Origin of the sequence: Glycomyces niveus (genome assembly GCF_017592475.1) — a bacterium.
In the GTDB taxonomy this organism is placed as follows: domain Bacteria; phylum Actinomycetota; class Actinomycetes; order Mycobacteriales; family Micromonosporaceae; genus Glycomyces; species Glycomyces niveus.
This window is the reverse complement of the sequence record NZ_JAGFNP010000001.1, coordinates 343158-359321: the sequence shown is the minus strand read 5'-3', so window position 1 is coordinate 359321 and position 16164 is coordinate 343158. Positions and strand designations below refer to the sequence as shown.

The 16164-nt window shown below is 72.1% G+C and carries 17 protein-coding genes; 5 read left to right on the top strand and 12 right to left on the bottom strand.

What is annotated here, in order from left to right:
* Window positions 1-10: 10 nt before the first annotated feature.
* From J5V16_RS01710 to J5V16_RS01700, 3 genes are all read right to left on the bottom strand, one after another.
* Window positions 11-1132 carry a Gfo/Idh/MocA family protein gene (locus J5V16_RS01710; protein WP_208494215.1) on the bottom strand — a complete coding sequence of 374 codons (1122 nt, stop codon included), beginning with the start codon at window positions 1130-1132 and terminating at the stop codon, window positions 11-13.
* Window positions 1129-1899 carry a ThuA domain-containing protein gene (locus J5V16_RS01705; protein ID WP_208494214.1) on the bottom strand — a complete coding sequence of 257 codons (771 nt, stop codon included), beginning with the start codon at window positions 1897-1899 and terminating at the stop codon, window positions 1129-1131. The genes J5V16_RS01710 and J5V16_RS01705 overlap by 4 nt, the downstream gene beginning before the upstream one ends.
* A gap of 64 nt (window positions 1900-1963) precedes the next feature.
* Complete coding sequence (locus J5V16_RS01700; RefSeq protein WP_208494213.1) at window positions 1964-2983, bottom strand: LacI family DNA-binding transcriptional regulator; 1020 nt, start codon at window positions 2981-2983, stop codon at window positions 1964-1966.
* Between the two features lie 132 nt (window positions 2984-3115).
* Here J5V16_RS01700 and J5V16_RS01695 point away from each other — a divergent pair, with 132 nt between their 5' ends.
* Window positions 3116-3973, top strand: a complete 858-nt coding sequence (locus J5V16_RS01695; RefSeq protein ID WP_208494212.1) for an alpha/beta fold hydrolase — start codon at window positions 3116-3118, stop codon at window positions 3971-3973.
* Between the two features lie 53 nt (window positions 3974-4026).
* On the opposite strand, the gene argG is transcribed toward J5V16_RS01695, so the two are convergent.
* The 5 genes from argG to J5V16_RS01670 all read right to left on the bottom strand — a co-directional run bounded on the left by argG (window position 4027) and on the right by J5V16_RS01670 (window position 8352).
* On the bottom strand, window positions 4027-5475 hold the full coding sequence (gene argG, locus J5V16_RS01690; protein WP_208494211.1) for an argininosuccinate synthase: 1449 nt from the start codon (window positions 5473-5475) through the stop codon (window positions 4027-4029).
* Between the two features lie 178 nt (window positions 5476-5653).
* The gene (locus J5V16_RS01685) at window positions 5654-6109 is read right to left on the bottom strand and encodes a hypothetical protein (protein ID WP_208494210.1); all 456 of its coding nucleotides are present in this window, start codon (window positions 6107-6109) and stop codon (window positions 5654-5656) included.
* Between the two features lie 210 nt (window positions 6110-6319).
* The gene (locus J5V16_RS01680; RefSeq protein ID WP_208494209.1) at window positions 6320-6688 is read right to left on the bottom strand and encodes a hypothetical protein; all 369 of its coding nucleotides are present in this window, start codon (window positions 6686-6688) and stop codon (window positions 6320-6322) included.
* A gap of 143 nt (window positions 6689-6831) precedes the next feature.
* Window positions 6832-7443 carry a VOC family protein gene (locus J5V16_RS01675; RefSeq protein WP_208494497.1) on the bottom strand — a complete coding sequence of 204 codons (612 nt, stop codon included), beginning with the start codon at window positions 7441-7443 and terminating at the stop codon, window positions 6832-6834.
* A gap of 162 nt (window positions 7444-7605) precedes the next feature.
* Window positions 7606-8352 (bottom strand): GAP family protein, encoded by a 747-nt coding sequence (locus J5V16_RS01670; RefSeq protein ID WP_208494208.1) that lies wholly within the window; start codon window positions 8350-8352, stop codon window positions 7606-7608.
* 146 nt (window positions 8353-8498) lie between these two features.
* Between J5V16_RS01670 and J5V16_RS01665 the strand changes: the two genes are divergently transcribed.
* From J5V16_RS01665 to J5V16_RS01650, 4 genes are read left to right on the top strand one after another with little or no spacing between them, the layout of a single operon-like run.
* Window positions 8499-9836, top strand: coding sequence for a BNR-4 repeat-containing protein (locus tag J5V16_RS01665; protein WP_208494207.1), 1338 nt, complete (start codon window positions 8499-8501; stop codon window positions 9834-9836).
* Window positions 9837-9883: 47 nt separating this feature from the next.
* A complete protein-coding gene (locus J5V16_RS01660; protein WP_208494206.1) occupies window positions 9884-11530 on the top strand; it encodes a serine hydrolase domain-containing protein in 1647 nt (548 codons plus the stop codon).
* Between the two features lie 10 nt (window positions 11531-11540).
* Complete coding sequence (locus tag J5V16_RS01655) at window positions 11541-12212, top strand: winged helix-turn-helix domain-containing protein (protein ID WP_208494205.1); 672 nt, start codon at window positions 11541-11543, stop codon at window positions 12210-12212.
* Entirely contained in the window at window positions 12212-13255 is a 1044-nt protein-coding gene (locus J5V16_RS01650) for a HAMP domain-containing sensor histidine kinase (protein WP_208494204.1), read from the top strand. The genes J5V16_RS01655 and J5V16_RS01650 overlap by 1 nt, the downstream gene beginning before the upstream one ends.
* A 2-nt stretch (window positions 13256-13257) precedes the next feature.
* Here the strand turns inward: J5V16_RS01650 and J5V16_RS01645 are convergent, their stop codons facing one another.
* From J5V16_RS01645 to J5V16_RS01630, 4 genes are all read right to left on the bottom strand, one after another.
* A complete protein-coding gene (locus J5V16_RS01645; RefSeq protein WP_208494203.1) occupies window positions 13258-14277 on the bottom strand; it encodes a WXG100-like domain-containing protein in 1020 nt (339 codons plus the stop codon).
* Window positions 14274-14603: a hypothetical protein gene (locus J5V16_RS01640; RefSeq protein WP_208494202.1), complete on the bottom strand. Its 330-nt coding sequence runs from the start codon at window positions 14601-14603 to the stop codon at window positions 14274-14276. The genes J5V16_RS01645 and J5V16_RS01640 overlap by 4 nt, the downstream gene beginning before the upstream one ends.
* Window positions 14603-14956 (bottom strand): YbaB/EbfC family nucleoid-associated protein, encoded by a 354-nt coding sequence (locus J5V16_RS01635; RefSeq protein ID WP_208494201.1) that lies wholly within the window; start codon window positions 14954-14956, stop codon window positions 14603-14605. The genes J5V16_RS01640 and J5V16_RS01635 overlap by 1 nt, the downstream gene beginning before the upstream one ends.
* Before the next feature lie 134 nt (window positions 14957-15090).
* A complete protein-coding gene (locus tag J5V16_RS01630) occupies window positions 15091-16083 on the bottom strand; it encodes a 2-dehydropantoate 2-reductase (protein WP_208494200.1) in 993 nt (330 codons plus the stop codon).
* Window positions 16084-16164 lie beyond the last annotated feature (81 nt).

Genomic DNA, 16164 nt, shown 5'->3' with positions numbered 1-16164 from the left:
GTTGAGGGATTCACTCACTGTCGCTCCTCTTAGCGCTCAGGGCCTCCCGTACGGAAGGCCACGATTTCAGGACGGCGAGCACCTCCGGGTCGCGCTCGTTCGCGATCGCGGCGGTGTAGGAGCGGTCGAGCACGTCGTCGATCGCGACTCGCCGCCCCTGCGCCGCACTCTGCGTCGCGGCCTCGACCATAGCGAGGCTCATGATGTTCGCGTGCACACGCCCCATCGGCTCACTGCCGTGGCGCAGCGCGGCGATGAACTGCCGCAAGGAGCCCGCGATGTCCCGGCCGTGGTCCTGGCCGGGGTCGTAGGGCTCGTCGGGGGCGGCGGTCGGGTCGTTCTCGCCGTCCCAGAGGACCGTGCCGCGTTCGGCCGAGACCCGCCAGGAGCCGTTCCAGGAGGTCTCGTGGCCGGGGCTGCACCAGGATCCGTTGAACGTGAAGCGGGCGCCGCCGTCCATCGCGAAGACCGCGTTCGCGGCCGCGTCGCCGGCGTACCAGCTCCAGGCCGGGTTGTACTCCTCGCAGGAGACCGAGACGGGGTCGGCGTCGAGGAGGTAGCGGGCCATGTCGAACTGGTGGATGGCCATGTCGAGCAGGAGCGGGCTGGCCATCTCGTCGCGGAAGCCGCCGAAGTGCGGCGACTGGAAGAAGTCGACCGAGACGACGCCGACCGCGCCGAGCCCGGCGAGCCGCTGCTTGGCCTGGTGGAGCGCCGGGTGGTAGCGGCGGTTCTGGCTGACCATGAACAGCTGCCCGGTGTGCTCGGCGAGCGCCGCGAGGGCGAGGCCTTCGGCGACGGTGGCGGCCACCGGCTTCTCCCCCAGCACGGGCAGGCCCGCGTTCAGGGCCGCGACCGTGACCGGGTGGTGCGCTTCGGGGATGGTGGCGTTGACGAGCGCGTGGGCGCCGGTGCGCTGCGCGAGTTCGATCGCGTCGGTGCCCGTGGCGAGGCCGGGGATGCCGGTGTCGGCGGCGGCCGACTCGGCCGATGCGGGGAAGAGGTCGGCGATGCCGACGAGCTCGGCGTCGGGGCTGGACTGGATGTTGCGCGTCCAGGCCCGGCCCATGCCGCCGGCGCCGGCGACGACGAGTCGCAGCGGCCCTTCGGTGTCGAGTGTCTTGAAGCTCATCGTTCGAAGGCCCCTCGGTAGCCCTGGCCGTTGAAGAAGTCGTCGGTGTCGTAGCGCAGCAGGGTCGGCGTCTCGCGCTCGCGGTCGGGGCGGGCCCATTCGATGCCGTTGGCGATCACGTGGTTGACGTCGGGGTGGTGGTAGACCGGGAAGTCCTGGTCGCCGGGGCTGAAGTAGAAGATCCGGCCGAAGCCGCGGCGGTAGGTCATGCCGGAGCGGAAGACCTCGCCGCCGGTGAAGCCGGAGATGAAGATGAGCTCGTCCGGGGTCGGCACGTCGAAGTACTCGCCGTACATCTCCTGCTCGGGGATGACGATCGGGTTGGGGATGCCGCGGGCGATCGGGTGCTGCGGGTTCACCGTCCACACCAGTTCGCGGTCGTGCTCGCTGCGCCAGCGCAGCGTGCAGGTGGTGCCCATGAGCTTGGTGAAGATCTTGGACCAGTGTCCGGAGTGGAGGACGACGAGGCCCATGCCGGCGAGCACGTGGCGGTGGACGCGCTCGACGACCTCGTCGGCGACCTCGCCGTGGGCGGCGTGGCCCCACCAGACGAGGACGTCCGTCTCGTCGAGGACGTCGGAGGTGAGCCCGTGCTCGGGTTCGTCGAGGGTGTGGGTGGTGATCGTGGCCTTGTCGCCGAGCCAGGCGCTGACGCCCTTGGCGATCGCGCCGTGCATGCCGTCGGGGTAGCGCTCGGCTACGGAGGGCTCGACCTGCTCGTGGCGGTTCTCGCCCCAGACGACGACTCGGATCGGTGCGGTTGACATGTGTCTCCTTTGATGGGTTTCAGGTGTTGTGAGCTTAAAAACCGTTGGGCGCCAAGGCGCCTGCCTAGGCTCTCGGGTCGGTGCTCGACCGTTCGACGAGCGTGGGCGGCAGCAGCAGGTGCTCGGGGGTCTCGGGCTGCTCGATGACGAGGCGCACGAGGGCGGCGGCGATGGCGGCGGACGGCTGCCGGACGGAGCTGATGCCGACGGCGCCGAACGAGGTGAGGGTGGTGTCGTCGTAGCCGGTGACGGCCACGTCCCGGCCCGGCGCGAGGCCGCGGCTCTGGAGGGCGATGACGGCGCCGGCCGCGAGGGGGTCGGAGACGCAGATGATCGCGGTCGGCGGTTCGGGCGCGTCGAGGAGGGCCGCGGCGACGCGGACGCCGGTCTCGAGGTCGCGGCCGCAGTGCACGATCCGGCCGAGGGAGGCGGTGAGGCCGCGGCGCTCGCACGCGTCGCGGTAGCCGATCTCGCGCTGGGCCATGGTGACCACGCCGGTGTCGGCGCCGATGAACGCGAGTTCGCGGTGGCCCCGGTCCGCGACGTGGTCGACGGCCATCGCGATGCCTTGGGCGGCATCGGCTTCGACCCAGCTCCAGGGACTGGCGAAGGCGTCGCCGGTGCGGCCGTAGGCGGCGAAGGGGATGCCGCGCTTGCGGAGCCCGGCCGGGCGCAGGTCGTCGGGGCCGAGGTTGGAGATGACGAACCCGGCCGCGGACTGGCCGAAGTACAGGTCCTCGCAGGCGGTGAGGAGCGCTTCGGTGTCGCGCTCGGCGACGAGCGTAAGGTTGCGGTCGACGGCCTGGCAGCTCTCGGCGAGGTCGTGGACGAACGCGTCCATGTACTGGTTGCCGACGGCGTCCTGGGCGGGCAGGGCGTAGGCGATCTGGCGCGGCTGCGCGAGGCGCAGGCTGCGGGCGACGAGGTTGTTGCGGTAGCGCAGCTCGCGCATGGCGTCGTGGACCCTCGCGCGGGTGGCCTCGGAGACGATCTCGGGGCGGTTGATGACGTTGGAGACGGTCATCGCGGAGACGCCGGCGAGGTCGGCCACGTCGGCCATGCTCGCCTTGCGGGTGCCGCCCATGCGCCGCCTCCTCCCTGAAGTGTCCCGGTCCGCGACAGATTTTAAGCATAAAAATGAGCGAGGGTCAATCCGGCCGATGAATTCGGGGAACGCTGGTCGTCAATACCGGTGACAACCACTGAAGGAGACGTCATGACCGAGCCCCAGAGCCGCACCATCGAAGCCCCCGGCGCCGTCCTGCACTACGACGTGCGCGACGGCGACGGACCGACCCTGCTGCTCATCGGATCGCCGATGGCCGCGCCCGGCTTCGCCACGCTCGCGGGCCACTTCGCCGACCGCCGCGTCGTCACCTACGACCCGCGCGGCTCCGAGCGCAGCCGCCGCACCGACGGCGCGGCGGAGAACACTGTGGAGGAGCACGCGGATGACCTGCACCGCGTCATCGAGGCCGTCGGCGGCGGGCCGGTCGACGTGTTCGCCAGCAGCGGCGGAGCGGTGAACGCCCTCGCGCTCGTGGCCCGCCACCCCGGCGACGTCCGCGCCCTCGTCGCCCACGAGCCGCCCGCGGCGGCCGAGCTGCCCGACGCCGAGGTGATCCTCAAGGCCTGCGAGGACATCCGCGACACCTACCTCGCCACCGGGTTCGGCCCAGCCATGGCGAAGTTCATCGCTCTGGTCTCCCACCAGGGGCCGTTCACCGAGGCGTACCTGGACCGGCCCGCGCCCGACCCGGCCGCGTTCGGGCTGCCGACCGAGGACGACGGCGACCGAGACGACCCGCTCCTGGGCCTGAACATGGTCACCTGCAACGCCTACCGGCACGACATCGCGGCGCTCGGCGCGGCGCCGACGCGCATCGTGCTCGCGGTGGGCGCCGACTCCGGCGAGATCCTGCCGGCCCGCGCCGCGCAGGTCGTGGCCGAGGCGCTCGGCACCGCGCCCGTGCTGTTCCCCGGCGACCACGGCGGCTTCCTCGGCGGCGAGTACGGCCAGACCGGCAAGCCCGACGAGTTCGCGGCCGCCCTCCGCGAAGTCCTGGAGGGGTAGCGCGAAGCGGCGCCCCGGAGTCGTGGACTCCGGGGCGCCGCCGCGTCTGCGTGCTAGTCGGTGCCGAACTCGATCGCGGCGTGGTCCAGCAGCGCTTCGTCGTCGGGGGCCTCGCCGCGCGAGGCGATCGCGACCGCGCCGCCGGAGGGCATCGCGCCGATCAGGCCGGTCGAGGCGGCCTGGGCCGCACCGATCGGGGTCGGGTGGGCGCTGCCGACCATGCCGATCCCGGCGTACTGCTCGAGCTTCGACCGCGAGTCGGCGATGTCGAGGTTCCGCATGGTGAGCTGGCCGATCCGGTCGTTCGGGCCGAACGCCGAGTCCTCGGTCCGCTCCATCGAGAGCTTGTCCGGGTGGTAGCTGAACGCCGGCCCGGCGGTGTCGAGGATCGAGTAGTCCTCGCCGCGCCGCAGCCGCAGGGTCACCTCGCCGGTGACGGCGGTGCCGACCCAGCGCTGCAGCGATTCGCGGATCATGAGCGCCTGCGGGTCGAGCCACCGGCCCTCGTACAGCAGCCGCCCGAGCCGCCGGCCCTCGGCGTGGTAGATCGCGAGGGTGTCCTCGTTGTGGATGGCGTTGACGAGCCGCTCGTAGGCGGCGTGCAGGAGCGCCATGCCGGGGGCCTCGTAGATGCCCCGGCTCTTGGCCTCGATGATGCGGTTCTCGATCTGGTCGGACATGCCCAGGCCGTGCCGCCCGCCGATCGCGTTCGCCTCCAGGACCAGGTCGACGGCGGTGCCGAACTCCTTGCCGTTGATGGTGACCGGCCGGCCCTGCTCGAAGCCGATCGTCACGTCCTCAGGCTCGATCTCGACGAACCGGTCCCAGTGCCGCACGCCCATGATCGGCTCGACGGTCTCCATGCCGGTGTCCAGGTGCTCGAGGGTCTTGGCCTCGTGCGTGGCGCCCCAGATGTTCGCGTCGGTCGAGTAGGCCTTCTCCTTGCTGTCCCGGTAGGGCAGCTGCCGGTCGGTCAGCCACTCGGACATCTCGGTCCGGCCGCCGAGCTCGCTCACGAAGCCCGCGTCGAGCCACGGCTTGTAGATCCGCAGCGAGGGGTTGGCGAGCAGGCCGTAGCGGTAGAACCGCTCGATGTCGTTGCCCTTGTAGGTGGAGCCGTCGCCCCAGATCTGCACATCGTCCTCGAGCATCGCCCGCACCAGCAGGGTGCCGGTCACCGCCCGCCCGAGCGGAGTGGTGTTGAAGTAGGTGCGCCCGCCCGACTTGATGTGGAACGCGCCGCAGGCGAGGGCGGCCAGGCCCTCCTCGACGAGCGCGGCCTTGCAGTCCACGAGGCGCGCGATCTCGGCGCCGTAGGCCTCGGCCCGGCCGGGCACGGAGGCGATGTCGGGTTCGTCGTACTGGCCGATGTCGGCGGTGTACGTGCAGGGCACCGCGCCCTTCTCGCGCATCCAGGCGACCGCCACCGAGGTGTCGAGGCCGCCGGAGAAGGCGATGCCGACGCGTTCGCCGACCGGGAGCGAGGACAGAACTTTAGACATGGTTATGAGTATGCATGATGCTGAATTTTCATGCAACTCGGGGTGCGGGGCCGTTCCACGCTCCGGGACGCCGACCTGGCCCGATACGCCTGGGGCATGGCGAGCCTCACTCCCCTCGGGCATGGAGGCGCGCAAAAGAACGGGCCGCCCCGGTGGGGCGGCCCGTTTCGGAGTCGATCTAGACGGCCGTCGTGCGGGCGGCCTGCTGGGCGCGGAGCGCGGCGAACATGGGCTTGCGGGACGGCGACTCGGCCAGGCCGCTGTGGAGGACCGCGGTGATCGCGACCGAGGCGGCGGCGTCGTCGGCGGCGGCGACCCCGGCGGCGACCATGTCGAGGATCTCGTCCGCCGCGGCGGAGACGAGCTCGGGGTCGGCCTTGCGGGAGGCCTTGGAGAACCCGAAGGCCAGGTCCTTGTCGGCGGTGACGTTCCAGACCGCGCAGGTGTGCAGGCGGGTCCCGTAACCGGTGCCCTCGATCCAGCAGTCGACCGCGTAGACGAAGGTCCGGGCGTCGTGGTCCCACAGCAGTTCGGCGTCGAGCATGTCCGAGAGCGCGGCGAGGCGCTGCGCCTTGGGGTACTTGGACTCGAGGACGGCCGTGGCCTCATCGCTCGAGAGATAGCTGTAGGTCATCCTTCAACGGTAGCCGCCCCGGACGGCGTTCCCGCAAAGCCCGGACCGCTCGTTTCGGCGATCCGGGTGGGTGCTTCCTCACCAGAGCCCATGAAAACGGACATTAGACGCTTTTGGTCCTCATATATCCGGACTCGGGGAGTGCACTGGAACGGGCGCGGACCGCGGGAAGCGGTCGCGCCCGGTCGGTCGTGCGGCTTGCGGGAGGCGCTACTGGTTGACGACGTCGCAGTAGGGCTTCACGGTCTCGACGATCGTGGGGCCTTCGGCCTCTTCGACGCCGAAGAGCTCGGCGGCGTCGCGGGCGAGCTGCTCTTCATCGGCGTTGGCGGCCACGTCGCCGCAGATCTCCTTGGCGTTGTTCAGGATCTCTTCGGGCGAGGCGTCGGGGACGATCGCCCACAGGTCCGTGGCGAGGTCGGTGGGCATCTCGGAGGAGAGTTCGTCCAAGGAGGACTGCCATTCGCCGGGGAGGGTGGGCGAGTCGGTCGGGATCTCGAGGCCGCCGTCTTCACTGCAGGCGCTGAGGGCCAGGAGGGCGCCGATGGCGAGGGCGGCGAGGGTTCGTCGTGCCGTCATTGGTTGCTCCGTTCGCGTGATGTCCGGCCACGCTAACAGCCGGGGGCAACGAATTGTCCGAACCGCCCGCGCTTGCCGGATACGTCACCGCCGCCGCGGCACGGGCCTCGGGCCCGTGCCGATCCGCTTGCGGCGCTGGTCTTCTACGCGGCTTCCCACTCGAAGCCGTCGGCGTCGGTGAAGGTCTCGGCGCCGCCGAAGACGATGCGGTGCGAGCCGTCGCCTTCGGGCGAGACGAACGAGGTCTTCGCGGCGAACTTGCGGCTGTACAGCGAGAGCGAGACGGTGTCGCCGGGGGCCTCGAACTCGACGTACTTGCGGCCGAAGCTCTTGGCGACGGTGAGGCCGTGATCGATGTAGAACTGCTTGGTGGCGGCGACGTCGGCGACGCCGATGCCGACGTTCACGGACTCGACCTCGCGGTTGACCGGGCCGGTCTGCTTCTTCTGGGAGGTGGCGATCTTCCAGATGTTGCCGGAGGGGTCCTTGAGGACGCAGCCGTAGCCCCACAGGCTCTTCTCGGGGGCCTTGATCGCGGTGGCACCGGCGGCGACGGCGGTCTCGGCGAAGCTGTCGACGGTGCCGGGCTGGGCGACCACGAGGGAGAGCGCGAAGCCGCGGAAGCCGGTGCTGGGGTCCTTAGCGGGCCGCACGCGGAGCCACGAGTCCTCGCCGAGGTCGAAGGCGGCGGCGTAGAAGGCCTCGGCGGCGGCGGTGTCGTCGACTTCGAGGGTGACGGTCTGGATGGCGTTCACGGTGTTCTCCTTGACATATGCGCTGGTCTTGCTCATGTCCACAACGATATTTCCGGGAGGGGGCACCGCGCTTCTCGATTCCTGATCACCTCGTGGACCGGGCCCGAAGCGGACGCGCCGACGCCCCGGCGGGCGTCGCCGGGGCGCGCTTTCGAGGAAGGGTCAGCGGTTGAGCAGGATCTCGAAGAGGCCGAGCCGCCAGGCCGCGTCGCGGGCGACGAGGAACCCGACGATGCCGAGCACCCAGCCGGTGGTGGACGCGGCGTTCTTGACCATCCAGTCGTTGATGCGCCGCAGCACCGGTTCGACGGCGTTGCGGGCGACCAGGCGGGCCGCGAGCAGCACGAGCGCGGGCAGGACCATGACGAGGCAGTACCCGGCCATCGTCGCGGTGATCCCGGCGGCCCCGATCCCAGCGGAGGTGACCATGCCGATCGCGGCGAGGTACGGGAGCATCGTGGCGACCTCGATGGTGGCCGCGCCGAGCGCGAGGCCCATGAGCGGCAGCACCGAGGCGCGCGTGCGCGTGGCGCCTTCGCCTTCGGCCCCTTCGATGCCGAGGGCCTTCTCGCGCCAGCGCGCAGTGCGCCCGCCTTCGCCTTGCTGCTTCTTGGAGTCGAAGCGGAAGGACAGCAGGAGCAGGCCGACGCCGAGGACGAGCTGCGTCCACAGTGCGGGCCTCGTGTCGAGGACGGCGCCGATGTCGTCGATGAACGTGGTGGCGCCGACGGCGATGAGCAGGCCCACGGCGAAGTAGAAGACGGCGATGGTGGCGAGGTAGGCGAGCATGCGCCCGGCGCGGACGCGGCCGGGGGCGAGGAGCAGCCAGATCGGGATGAGCAGGGTCCCGAAGCTGGTCGAGTCGATGAGCGCGAGGGCCGCTAGGGAGGCGGCGAGTGCGAGGTCCATGTGCCGAGCGTAGGGACGCGGTGGGGACGGGCGCGTCGGTCGCGGGATCGATGTTTCGTTGAGGGCCTGCACCTTTGGTGGCACGCCGTTGGGTGCGGTCGGGGCCGCACTGGCACTGGATACCGCTTTCCGATATGTTCTCCTCGATGCGTTCGCACCGCGCGGACACGCCCAAGGAGGCCGTCATGCCCTTGATCGCCGAGCCGGTCGTCGTCAATGACAACGGCGCATGGTGCTGGTTCCAGGACGAGCGCGCGCTCGTGGACCCGGTGTCGCAGACCCTCGTGGTCGGGTCGATCGCGGCCGCCGAAGGCCCCGGCGGCGAGGCCCGCTCGGGCAACGTCGAGCTCGCGGTCGTCGACCTGGCGACCGGCGCGTCGCAGGTCGTGGTCCTCCATGAGCGGTTCGAGACCGACGACCACGACGTGCCCGCCCTGTGGCGCCGCTCCGACGGCCGCTGGCTCGCCGTCTACACCAAGCACAAGACCGACGACCTGACCCGTTGGCGCATCAGCGAACCGAACGATCCGACCGCGTGGGGCCCGGAGCGGGTCTTCGACTGGAGCCCGCATACCGAGGGCCGCGGCGTCACCTACTCGAACCTGCGGGCCATGGACGGGCGGCTGTACTGCTTCGCGCGCGCGGTGAACGACGACCAGTGCGCGCTCGTCTCCGACGACGAGGGGGAGACCTGGTCGTACGCGGGCAAGCTGTTCACCAGGCCGAAGGTCGGGTACGTCAACGGCTACACCCGCTATGCAGCCGCCGGAGACCGCCTCCACCTGGTGACCACCGACCACCACCCGCGCGACTTCGACAACTCGATCTACCACGGCTACCTCGAGCACGGCGCGCTCCACAAGAGCGACGGCACCGTCCTGGACCCCCAGGCCCTCAACGGGGAAGCGCCCTCGCAGGAGGGGCTGACCACGGTCCTCGCCGCGGGCTCGCGCTGGAACGGGGTGCGGATCTCGCACTGCTGGACCACCGACATCCGCACCACCGCGAACGGCGGCGTCGCCGCGGTCCTCACCGCCCGCGCGGGCGAGGAGGAGCTCGACCTCGGCCGCCGGCGGGCCGCCCCGGACCTGCGGTTCTTCTACGCCCGCATGGCCCCTTCGGGCGAGTGGACGGTGAACGAGCTGGCGAAGGCCGGGCCCGGGCTCATGCCGCACGAGGAGGACTACACCGGGCTCGCCGCGATCGACCCGTACGACCCCGGTTCGGTCTACGTCTCCACCGCCGTGGACCCGCGCGACGGGGCGGTCCTCCCCCACCGCGAGATCTTCCACGGCCGCGCCGCGGCGGCGGGCCGGTTCTGGGCGTGGACCCCCGTCACCGAGAACTCCGATGCGGACAACCTGCGGCCGATCGTGGCCCCCGGCGACCCGTCCCGCACCCCGCTGCTGTGGTTCCGCGGCCCGATGACCGCCTCGCAGCACTACCGCTGCGAAGTGGTGCTGCTCGACATGCCGCGCCCCTGACGGCTCGTTTACGCCTGGTTCACAGCGCCGCCCTTACGGTTCGGCGCATGAGACGCATTCCCGTTCTACTCGCGGCCGCCCTGCTGGCGGCCGGCTGCACCGCCGACCCTGAAGTGGAGACCGGCGCCTCCGGGTGCGATCCCGCGTTCACCGGCGCGATTCGCGACTGGGCCGCCGCCGGGTTCAGCGGCGCGCTCGCCTGGGGCGACGGCGCCGGATTCGACTGCCGGGCCGCGTTCGGCATGGCGGACACCGAGACGCCGAATGCCGACGAGACCGTGTTCGCGATCGGCTCGATCAGCAAGGCGTTCACGGCGGCCGCCGTGCTCGACCTCGTCGACGCCGGGTCGTTGGCGCTGGACGACCGCGCGGGCGGTCTCCTGCCCGGTCTGGGCGGCCCGGCCGCGGACGCCACGGTGGAGCAGTTGCTGCTGCACACCAGCGGCCTCGAAGGCGAGTACGGCGAGGATCATCGGCCGCTCGAACGCGACGCGGCCGTCGCGCTGCTGAGCGGCATGCGGTCCGCGTTCGAGCCCGGCACCGAGTTCCTCTACTCCAACGCCGGGTACGCGCTGCTGGCGCTGATCGTGGACGAGGCGACCGGCGACTACCGCGGCTACCTGGCCGAGGAGATCCTGGTGGTCGGCGGCGAGCGGATCGGCGGGTTCTGGGACGGCGAGCCGGCCGCGCCGGGGCCGCGCGCGGTCGGCACCGTCGACGGGGCGCCCGCCGTCGAGAAGGGCGGTTTCGCCGGGCCGCACTGGGCGCTCGCCGGGAACGGCGACCTGGCGATGACCGCCGCCGAACTCAGGGACTGGACGGACGCGCTGTTCACCGGCGGGGTCGTCAGCGAGGACGCGGTCGAGCTGCTGCTGGGCACGCGGTTCGACAACGGCGACGGCACCGCGGAGATCCCCGGCTGGGTGTCGGTGGGCCCGGACCTGTTCGGCGCGCCGGTCGTCACCGCGTCGGGCGGCGGCGGCGACACCGGCCACAACGCCGTCGCGGCCTGGCTCCCCGAGACCGGCACGACCCTCGCGGTCGCCTCCAACGGCGACGGCGTCATCGCCGGGGAGCTGGTCGACGCCATCGCGCCCGCGCTCATCGCGGGCGAGCCGATCCCGGCCCCCGAGCCGCACGCCGAAATCGACCCGGCGGAACTGCGAGCGCGCGAAGGGGTCTACACCGCCGGCTCCGGCTCGACCTACACGGTCACGGCCGAGGAGGACGGCCTCCTCGTCGCGGCCGACGGCGCCGACGCCGTCGCGGCCCTGTTCGCTTCGGACGACTTCACCCCCGAGGACGTCGCCGCGCACGAAGCGGCCGTCCTCGCCCTCCTCAACGGCGAGACCGCGGCCGGCCGGGAGGAGCGCGACGCGCTCGAAGCCGAGCTCGGCGCGATCGCGGGCGTGTCGCTCGCCGGGACCACGGCCGGGAACGGGGAGCTGCAGACCTACGTGCGGCTCGGCACCGCGGACGGGGACGTGCTCGCCTGGTACGCGCTCGGCGAGCACGGCGATGTCGGCGCCGTCGCCGTCCCGACCGAGCCGCCCGCGTTTACGCTGGTGCCCATCGGTGACGGCGAGTACCGGCCCGCCGATCTCGCCGGAGCGGACGTGCGGGTCGCGTTCGAGGACGACCTGATGACCGCCGCCGGACCGGGCGGCGGGCTCGAGGCCCGCCGCGACGCGTAGAGGGGTTCATGTGCGCATCCTGCTGGTCGAGGACGACCGCGACCTCGGCCCGGTCCTGGCGCTGGGCCTGCGCAACGAGGCCTACGCGGTGGACCTCGCGGCCACCGTCGCCGAAGCCGAGGCGCTCTTGTGCTGCAACGACTTCGACGCGGCCTGCCTCGACCTCGGGCTGCCCGACGGGGACGGCCTGGCGCTGCTGCGCCGCCTCGGCGCCGATCCGGCGCTGCGCCGCCCCCGCCGCGTCCTCGTGCTCACTGCCCGCGACGCCGTGGAGGACCGCGTGGCCGGGCTCGACGCGGGGGCGGACGACTACCTCGTGAAGCCGTTCAGCTTCGAGGAGCTGGCCGCCCGGCTGCGGGCGCTCGCCCGCCGCGCCGACGTGCGCGACGCGGTCCTCACCGTCGGCGACCTGGCCCTCGACGCCGCCGCGCACCGGGCCTGGCGCGGGAACGGCGAACTCGACCTCACCCCGCGGGAGTTCTCGATGCTGCGCTACCTCATGCACCACCCGGGCCGGACCGTGAGCGCGGAGGAGCTGCTCGAGCACGTGTGGGACGCGCACGCCGACCCGTTCACCAACTCGGTGCGGGTGATCCTGAGCCGCCTGCGGCGCAAGCTGGGCGAGCCGGGGCCGATCGCGACGGTGAACGGGGTCGGGTACGTGCTGCGGGGCGCGCCGTGATGCGCTCGCTGCGCGCCCGGCTCGCGCTGACCGGGGCGCTGGCGATCTACCTGCCGGTGGTCCTGGTGTTCGCGGTGACCTCGATCGACGCGCAGGAGGTCACCGAGACCCTGCCCGGCGGCACCACCCGCCTCGTTTCGGATTCCAGTGTGGACCCGACGGGGTGGGCGTGGTTCACGGTGGCCGCGCTGCTGCCGGTCACGCTGGCACTGGCGTGGTGGTGGGCGGGTCGGGCGGTGCGCCCGTTCGAGCGGATCCGCGAAGCGGCCGAGCGGATCGAGGCCTCGGACCTGAGCCTGCGGGTGGGCGGCGCGGAGGGCACCGCGGAGGCGCGGGGGCTGGCGGCCGCGTTCGACGCGATGCTCGACCGGCTCGAGCGGTCGGCGCGGGTGCAGCGGCGGCTCATCGAGGAGACCAGCCATGAGCTGCGGACACCGTTGGCCGTCTTGATCACCGGGGCCGACGTGCTGCTGCGCCACCCCGAACCGGACCTCGCGCTGTACCGGGAGGGCTTGGAGCGCAGCCGGAACGCGGCCGAGCGGCTGCGGGACGCGGTGGGCGAGCTGCTGGTGGACGCGCGCGGGCGCGCCCGCGCGATCGAACGCCGCCCCGCCGACGTCACGGCCCTGGTGCGCGAGGTCTTCGCGGAGGTCGCGGCCTTCGCCGCTGCACGCGCGGTCCGCCTCGAACTGCGCGGGGAGGCCGCCGAAGCCCCGGTGGACGCCCCGAGCGTCCACCGCGCCATCGCGAACCTGGTCCACAACGCGGTCAAGCACGCTCCGGAAGGCACGGCCGTCACCGTCCATGTCGCACGCACCGAAGCGGGCATCGACGTGGTCGTCGCCGATGCAGGCCCGGGTGTGCCCGCGGCCGAACGGGACCGGGTCTTCGAGCGGTTCTGGCGCGGCGACCGAGCGCCGGGCACCGGCCTGGGGCTGCCGATCGCGCGGCAGATCGCGCAGGCCCACGGCGGCGACGTCGCACTCCTCGGCTCGGACCGGGGCGCCAGGTTCCGGCTGACGCTCCCGGTCCGAGTGGAGTGAGGTCAAGGGCCGCCGTTGTCCTTGCGCTCCTGCTCCATCCGGTCGTCGAGGTTGCGGCCGCGGTTGATCTCGGTCGCCGAGTACTTGAGGACCTTCTGGGCGTTGATCGGGTTCCCCCAGTTGTTCTGGAGCGGGACGAAGGACCTCTGGAGCGTGTCCATGGAGGCGTTGCGCATGTTCTGAGCGCCGTTCATGCTCAGCCGCCCGCCGTTCATGAGCGCCTTCGAGGAGCCCTTGAGGAGCTGGTCGGTGGCGGCGTCCATGGCCTTCTTGAGCCCCTGGGACTGGGCGCCGAAGGTGCGGAACGAGGAGACGTACCGGCCGAACTTCGACATGAGCTGCCCGAGCTTGCCGACGAGGTTCGCGAAGACGCTCACGGCCTTGGAGACGATGCGGGCGATCGCGGCGGCGAGGGTCGCGCCGAACGTGAACCCGGCGGTGGCGAGGGCGCTGAGCGCCCACATGATCGCCTCGGCGATGAAGTTGGTGATGATCTCCAGGAAGATCGTGCGCAGGATGCCCACGGCCACACCGGCGACGTTGACGCCGTTCGCGGTCGTCGCGGCCGCTTCGGCGCTGGAGCGCAGGACCTGCTCGAACCCGGCCGCGGCGGACCGGTAGGCGGTGGCGTCCGCGCCGTCCCAGTCCTCGACGCTCTTGAGCTCGGCCGCCCATTCGTCGGCGGCGGTGCTCATCTCCATCGCGATGTTGTTCCACGTCAACGCCAGGCCTTCGATGGCCTGCGGGTTCCCGGCGACCCAGTCGAGGGGTTCGCGCAGGAACGAGATGTGCTCGAAGAGCCAGCCGACCCCGGCCTGCAGGAGGTGCTTGAAGGGGTTGGCCACGAACGACAGCACGTCGATGCCGGTGGTCACGGTCGCGACCCCGGCGTCGAGGTAGCTGAACTTCTCGGCGGTGAACACCGTGGAGTACGCGGTGGCGGTCTTGGCGAGGCCGCCGATCACCTTGGTGCCCTGGAGGGCCGAGGTCGCGGTGGGGCCTTCGATGAGGGGGTTCGTCATGGGGTGTGCCCGTCCAGTTCCCTGCCGAGTGCGTCGAAGAGCGCCGCGACCTCCTGGTCGGCGGCGAGGTGCTGGATCGCGGTGTCGTTCACGGCCTCCGCGAACCCGAGGCCGAGGTCGTCGGCCGAGGTGAGGGCCGCGCCCGCGTCGTCCAGGAACAGGTCGAGGACGGGCGGGACGACCTGGGCGAAGACGATGCCGTAAGCGTCGACGTCGCCGAGGCGCACCGTGTTCGCGGCGTCGGCGGCGGTCTTGACCCTCGCCATGGGGCCGTTCGCGAGTCGCGCGGCGTGCTCGCGCAGCGCCTGCGGGTCGACCTTGACCATCAGTCCTCCGCCTTCGGGGCGGTGAACGACTGCAGGAGGCCCATGGCCTCCTGGTCGCCGCCGAGCAGGTCGGACATGATCGCGGCGGTCTTGCGCCCCGACTCCTCCACGGCCCGCCGGTAGGTGTCGAGCACGAGGTCGGCGAGGCCGGTCCCGGACATGTGCTTGGCCTCGTTGGAGAAGCGGAGCCCGGTGAGCGCGCCGCCCGCGTTCACCGTGACGGTGACGGCGCCTTCGTCGCTGGCGAGGACCGTCTCCGACGCCGCCAGCGCCTCCTCGGCCCGGCCGGCCTGCTCCTGGATCACGGCGACGCGCCGCTCCAGGTCCTGCATGATCTCTTCGGGGGTGCGCATCGTCGTCCTTCGTCACCGGCGGTGCCGTTGCGGCGCCGCTGATTGGCTGTGCTTGGTGGGGCGGTTGTCAAGCTAGCCACCGGGAGTGAACCGGCAGTGGCGCGTTGCTGAACACGGCGCGGCGCCTCCGCGCTTCAGGCGGCGCGGCGCAGTTCGGCGAGGAGCGCCGCGCCGGTCCAGTCGCGGCGGCCGCCGCGCTCGGCGGCGTGGACGAGGGCGGTGAGGCGGCGGTTGACGGGGGCGGCGGTGCCGTGTTCGGCGGCGAGGGCGGCGATCTCGCCGTTCAGGTAGTCCACTTCGGTCGGCCGCCCGGCCTCCAGGTCCTCCCAGGTGGAGGAGCGGGCGTGCGGGTCCATGGCGAGCATCTTCGCGGCGGCGCGGGTGAACAGCGCGTCAGGCAGGCCGAGCAGGACCGGGAGGAGACGGGGGTCGAGCCCCGCGGACTTGGCAGGGCGCACGCCGGCGGCCCGGTAGGCGGCGAGGGCCTCGCGCTGGGCGAGGGCGAGGCAGCGGCGGTAGTCGCGCTGAGAGAGCTCGGTCTTGAGCGGCAGGCCCGAGAGCGCGTTGACCGCGTTGTTGAGGTTGAGCAGGAGCTTCGCGGCCTGCACGCCCGCCAGGTCGCGCTCGCGGACCAGCGGGAGCCCCGCCCTCGCGAAGTCCGGCGCGAACGCGTCGAGCGCGGCGTGGTCCTCCACCCCGAGGTCGCCCGCCGTGCCCTGGTGGAAGCGGCCGGGCCCGGCGTGGACGACGTTGAACCCGACCGTCCCGGCGAGCACGCGCGCCTGCGGCAGCCGCTCGCGCAGCACCGCCGCGTTCCGCAGCCCGTTCTGGAGGCTGACGACGACCGTCCCCGCCTCGAGATGGGGCGCAAGAGCATCCGCCGCCTCAGCAGTAGCGGCCGACTTGACGGTCAAGAGCACCAGATCCGCCCCGGCCACCGGCGCGGTCCCGTACCGGGGCGACTCGACCCGCAGCTCGGCGCCGTGCAGATCGGTCACGGTGAGCCCGTGCGTCGCCACCTCGGCGGCGATCCGCTCCCGCCCCACGAACACGACCTCGGCCCCGCCCGCCGCGAGCCGCCCGCCCACATAGCAGCCGACGCTCCCGGCGCCGTACACGCAGATCATCCCCGGATGCTACTCGGCCCCTTCACCATCCGGCCGCGCCCGATGCAGCGGTGCAGCATCACCGCCCGCCCGCGGATTCGC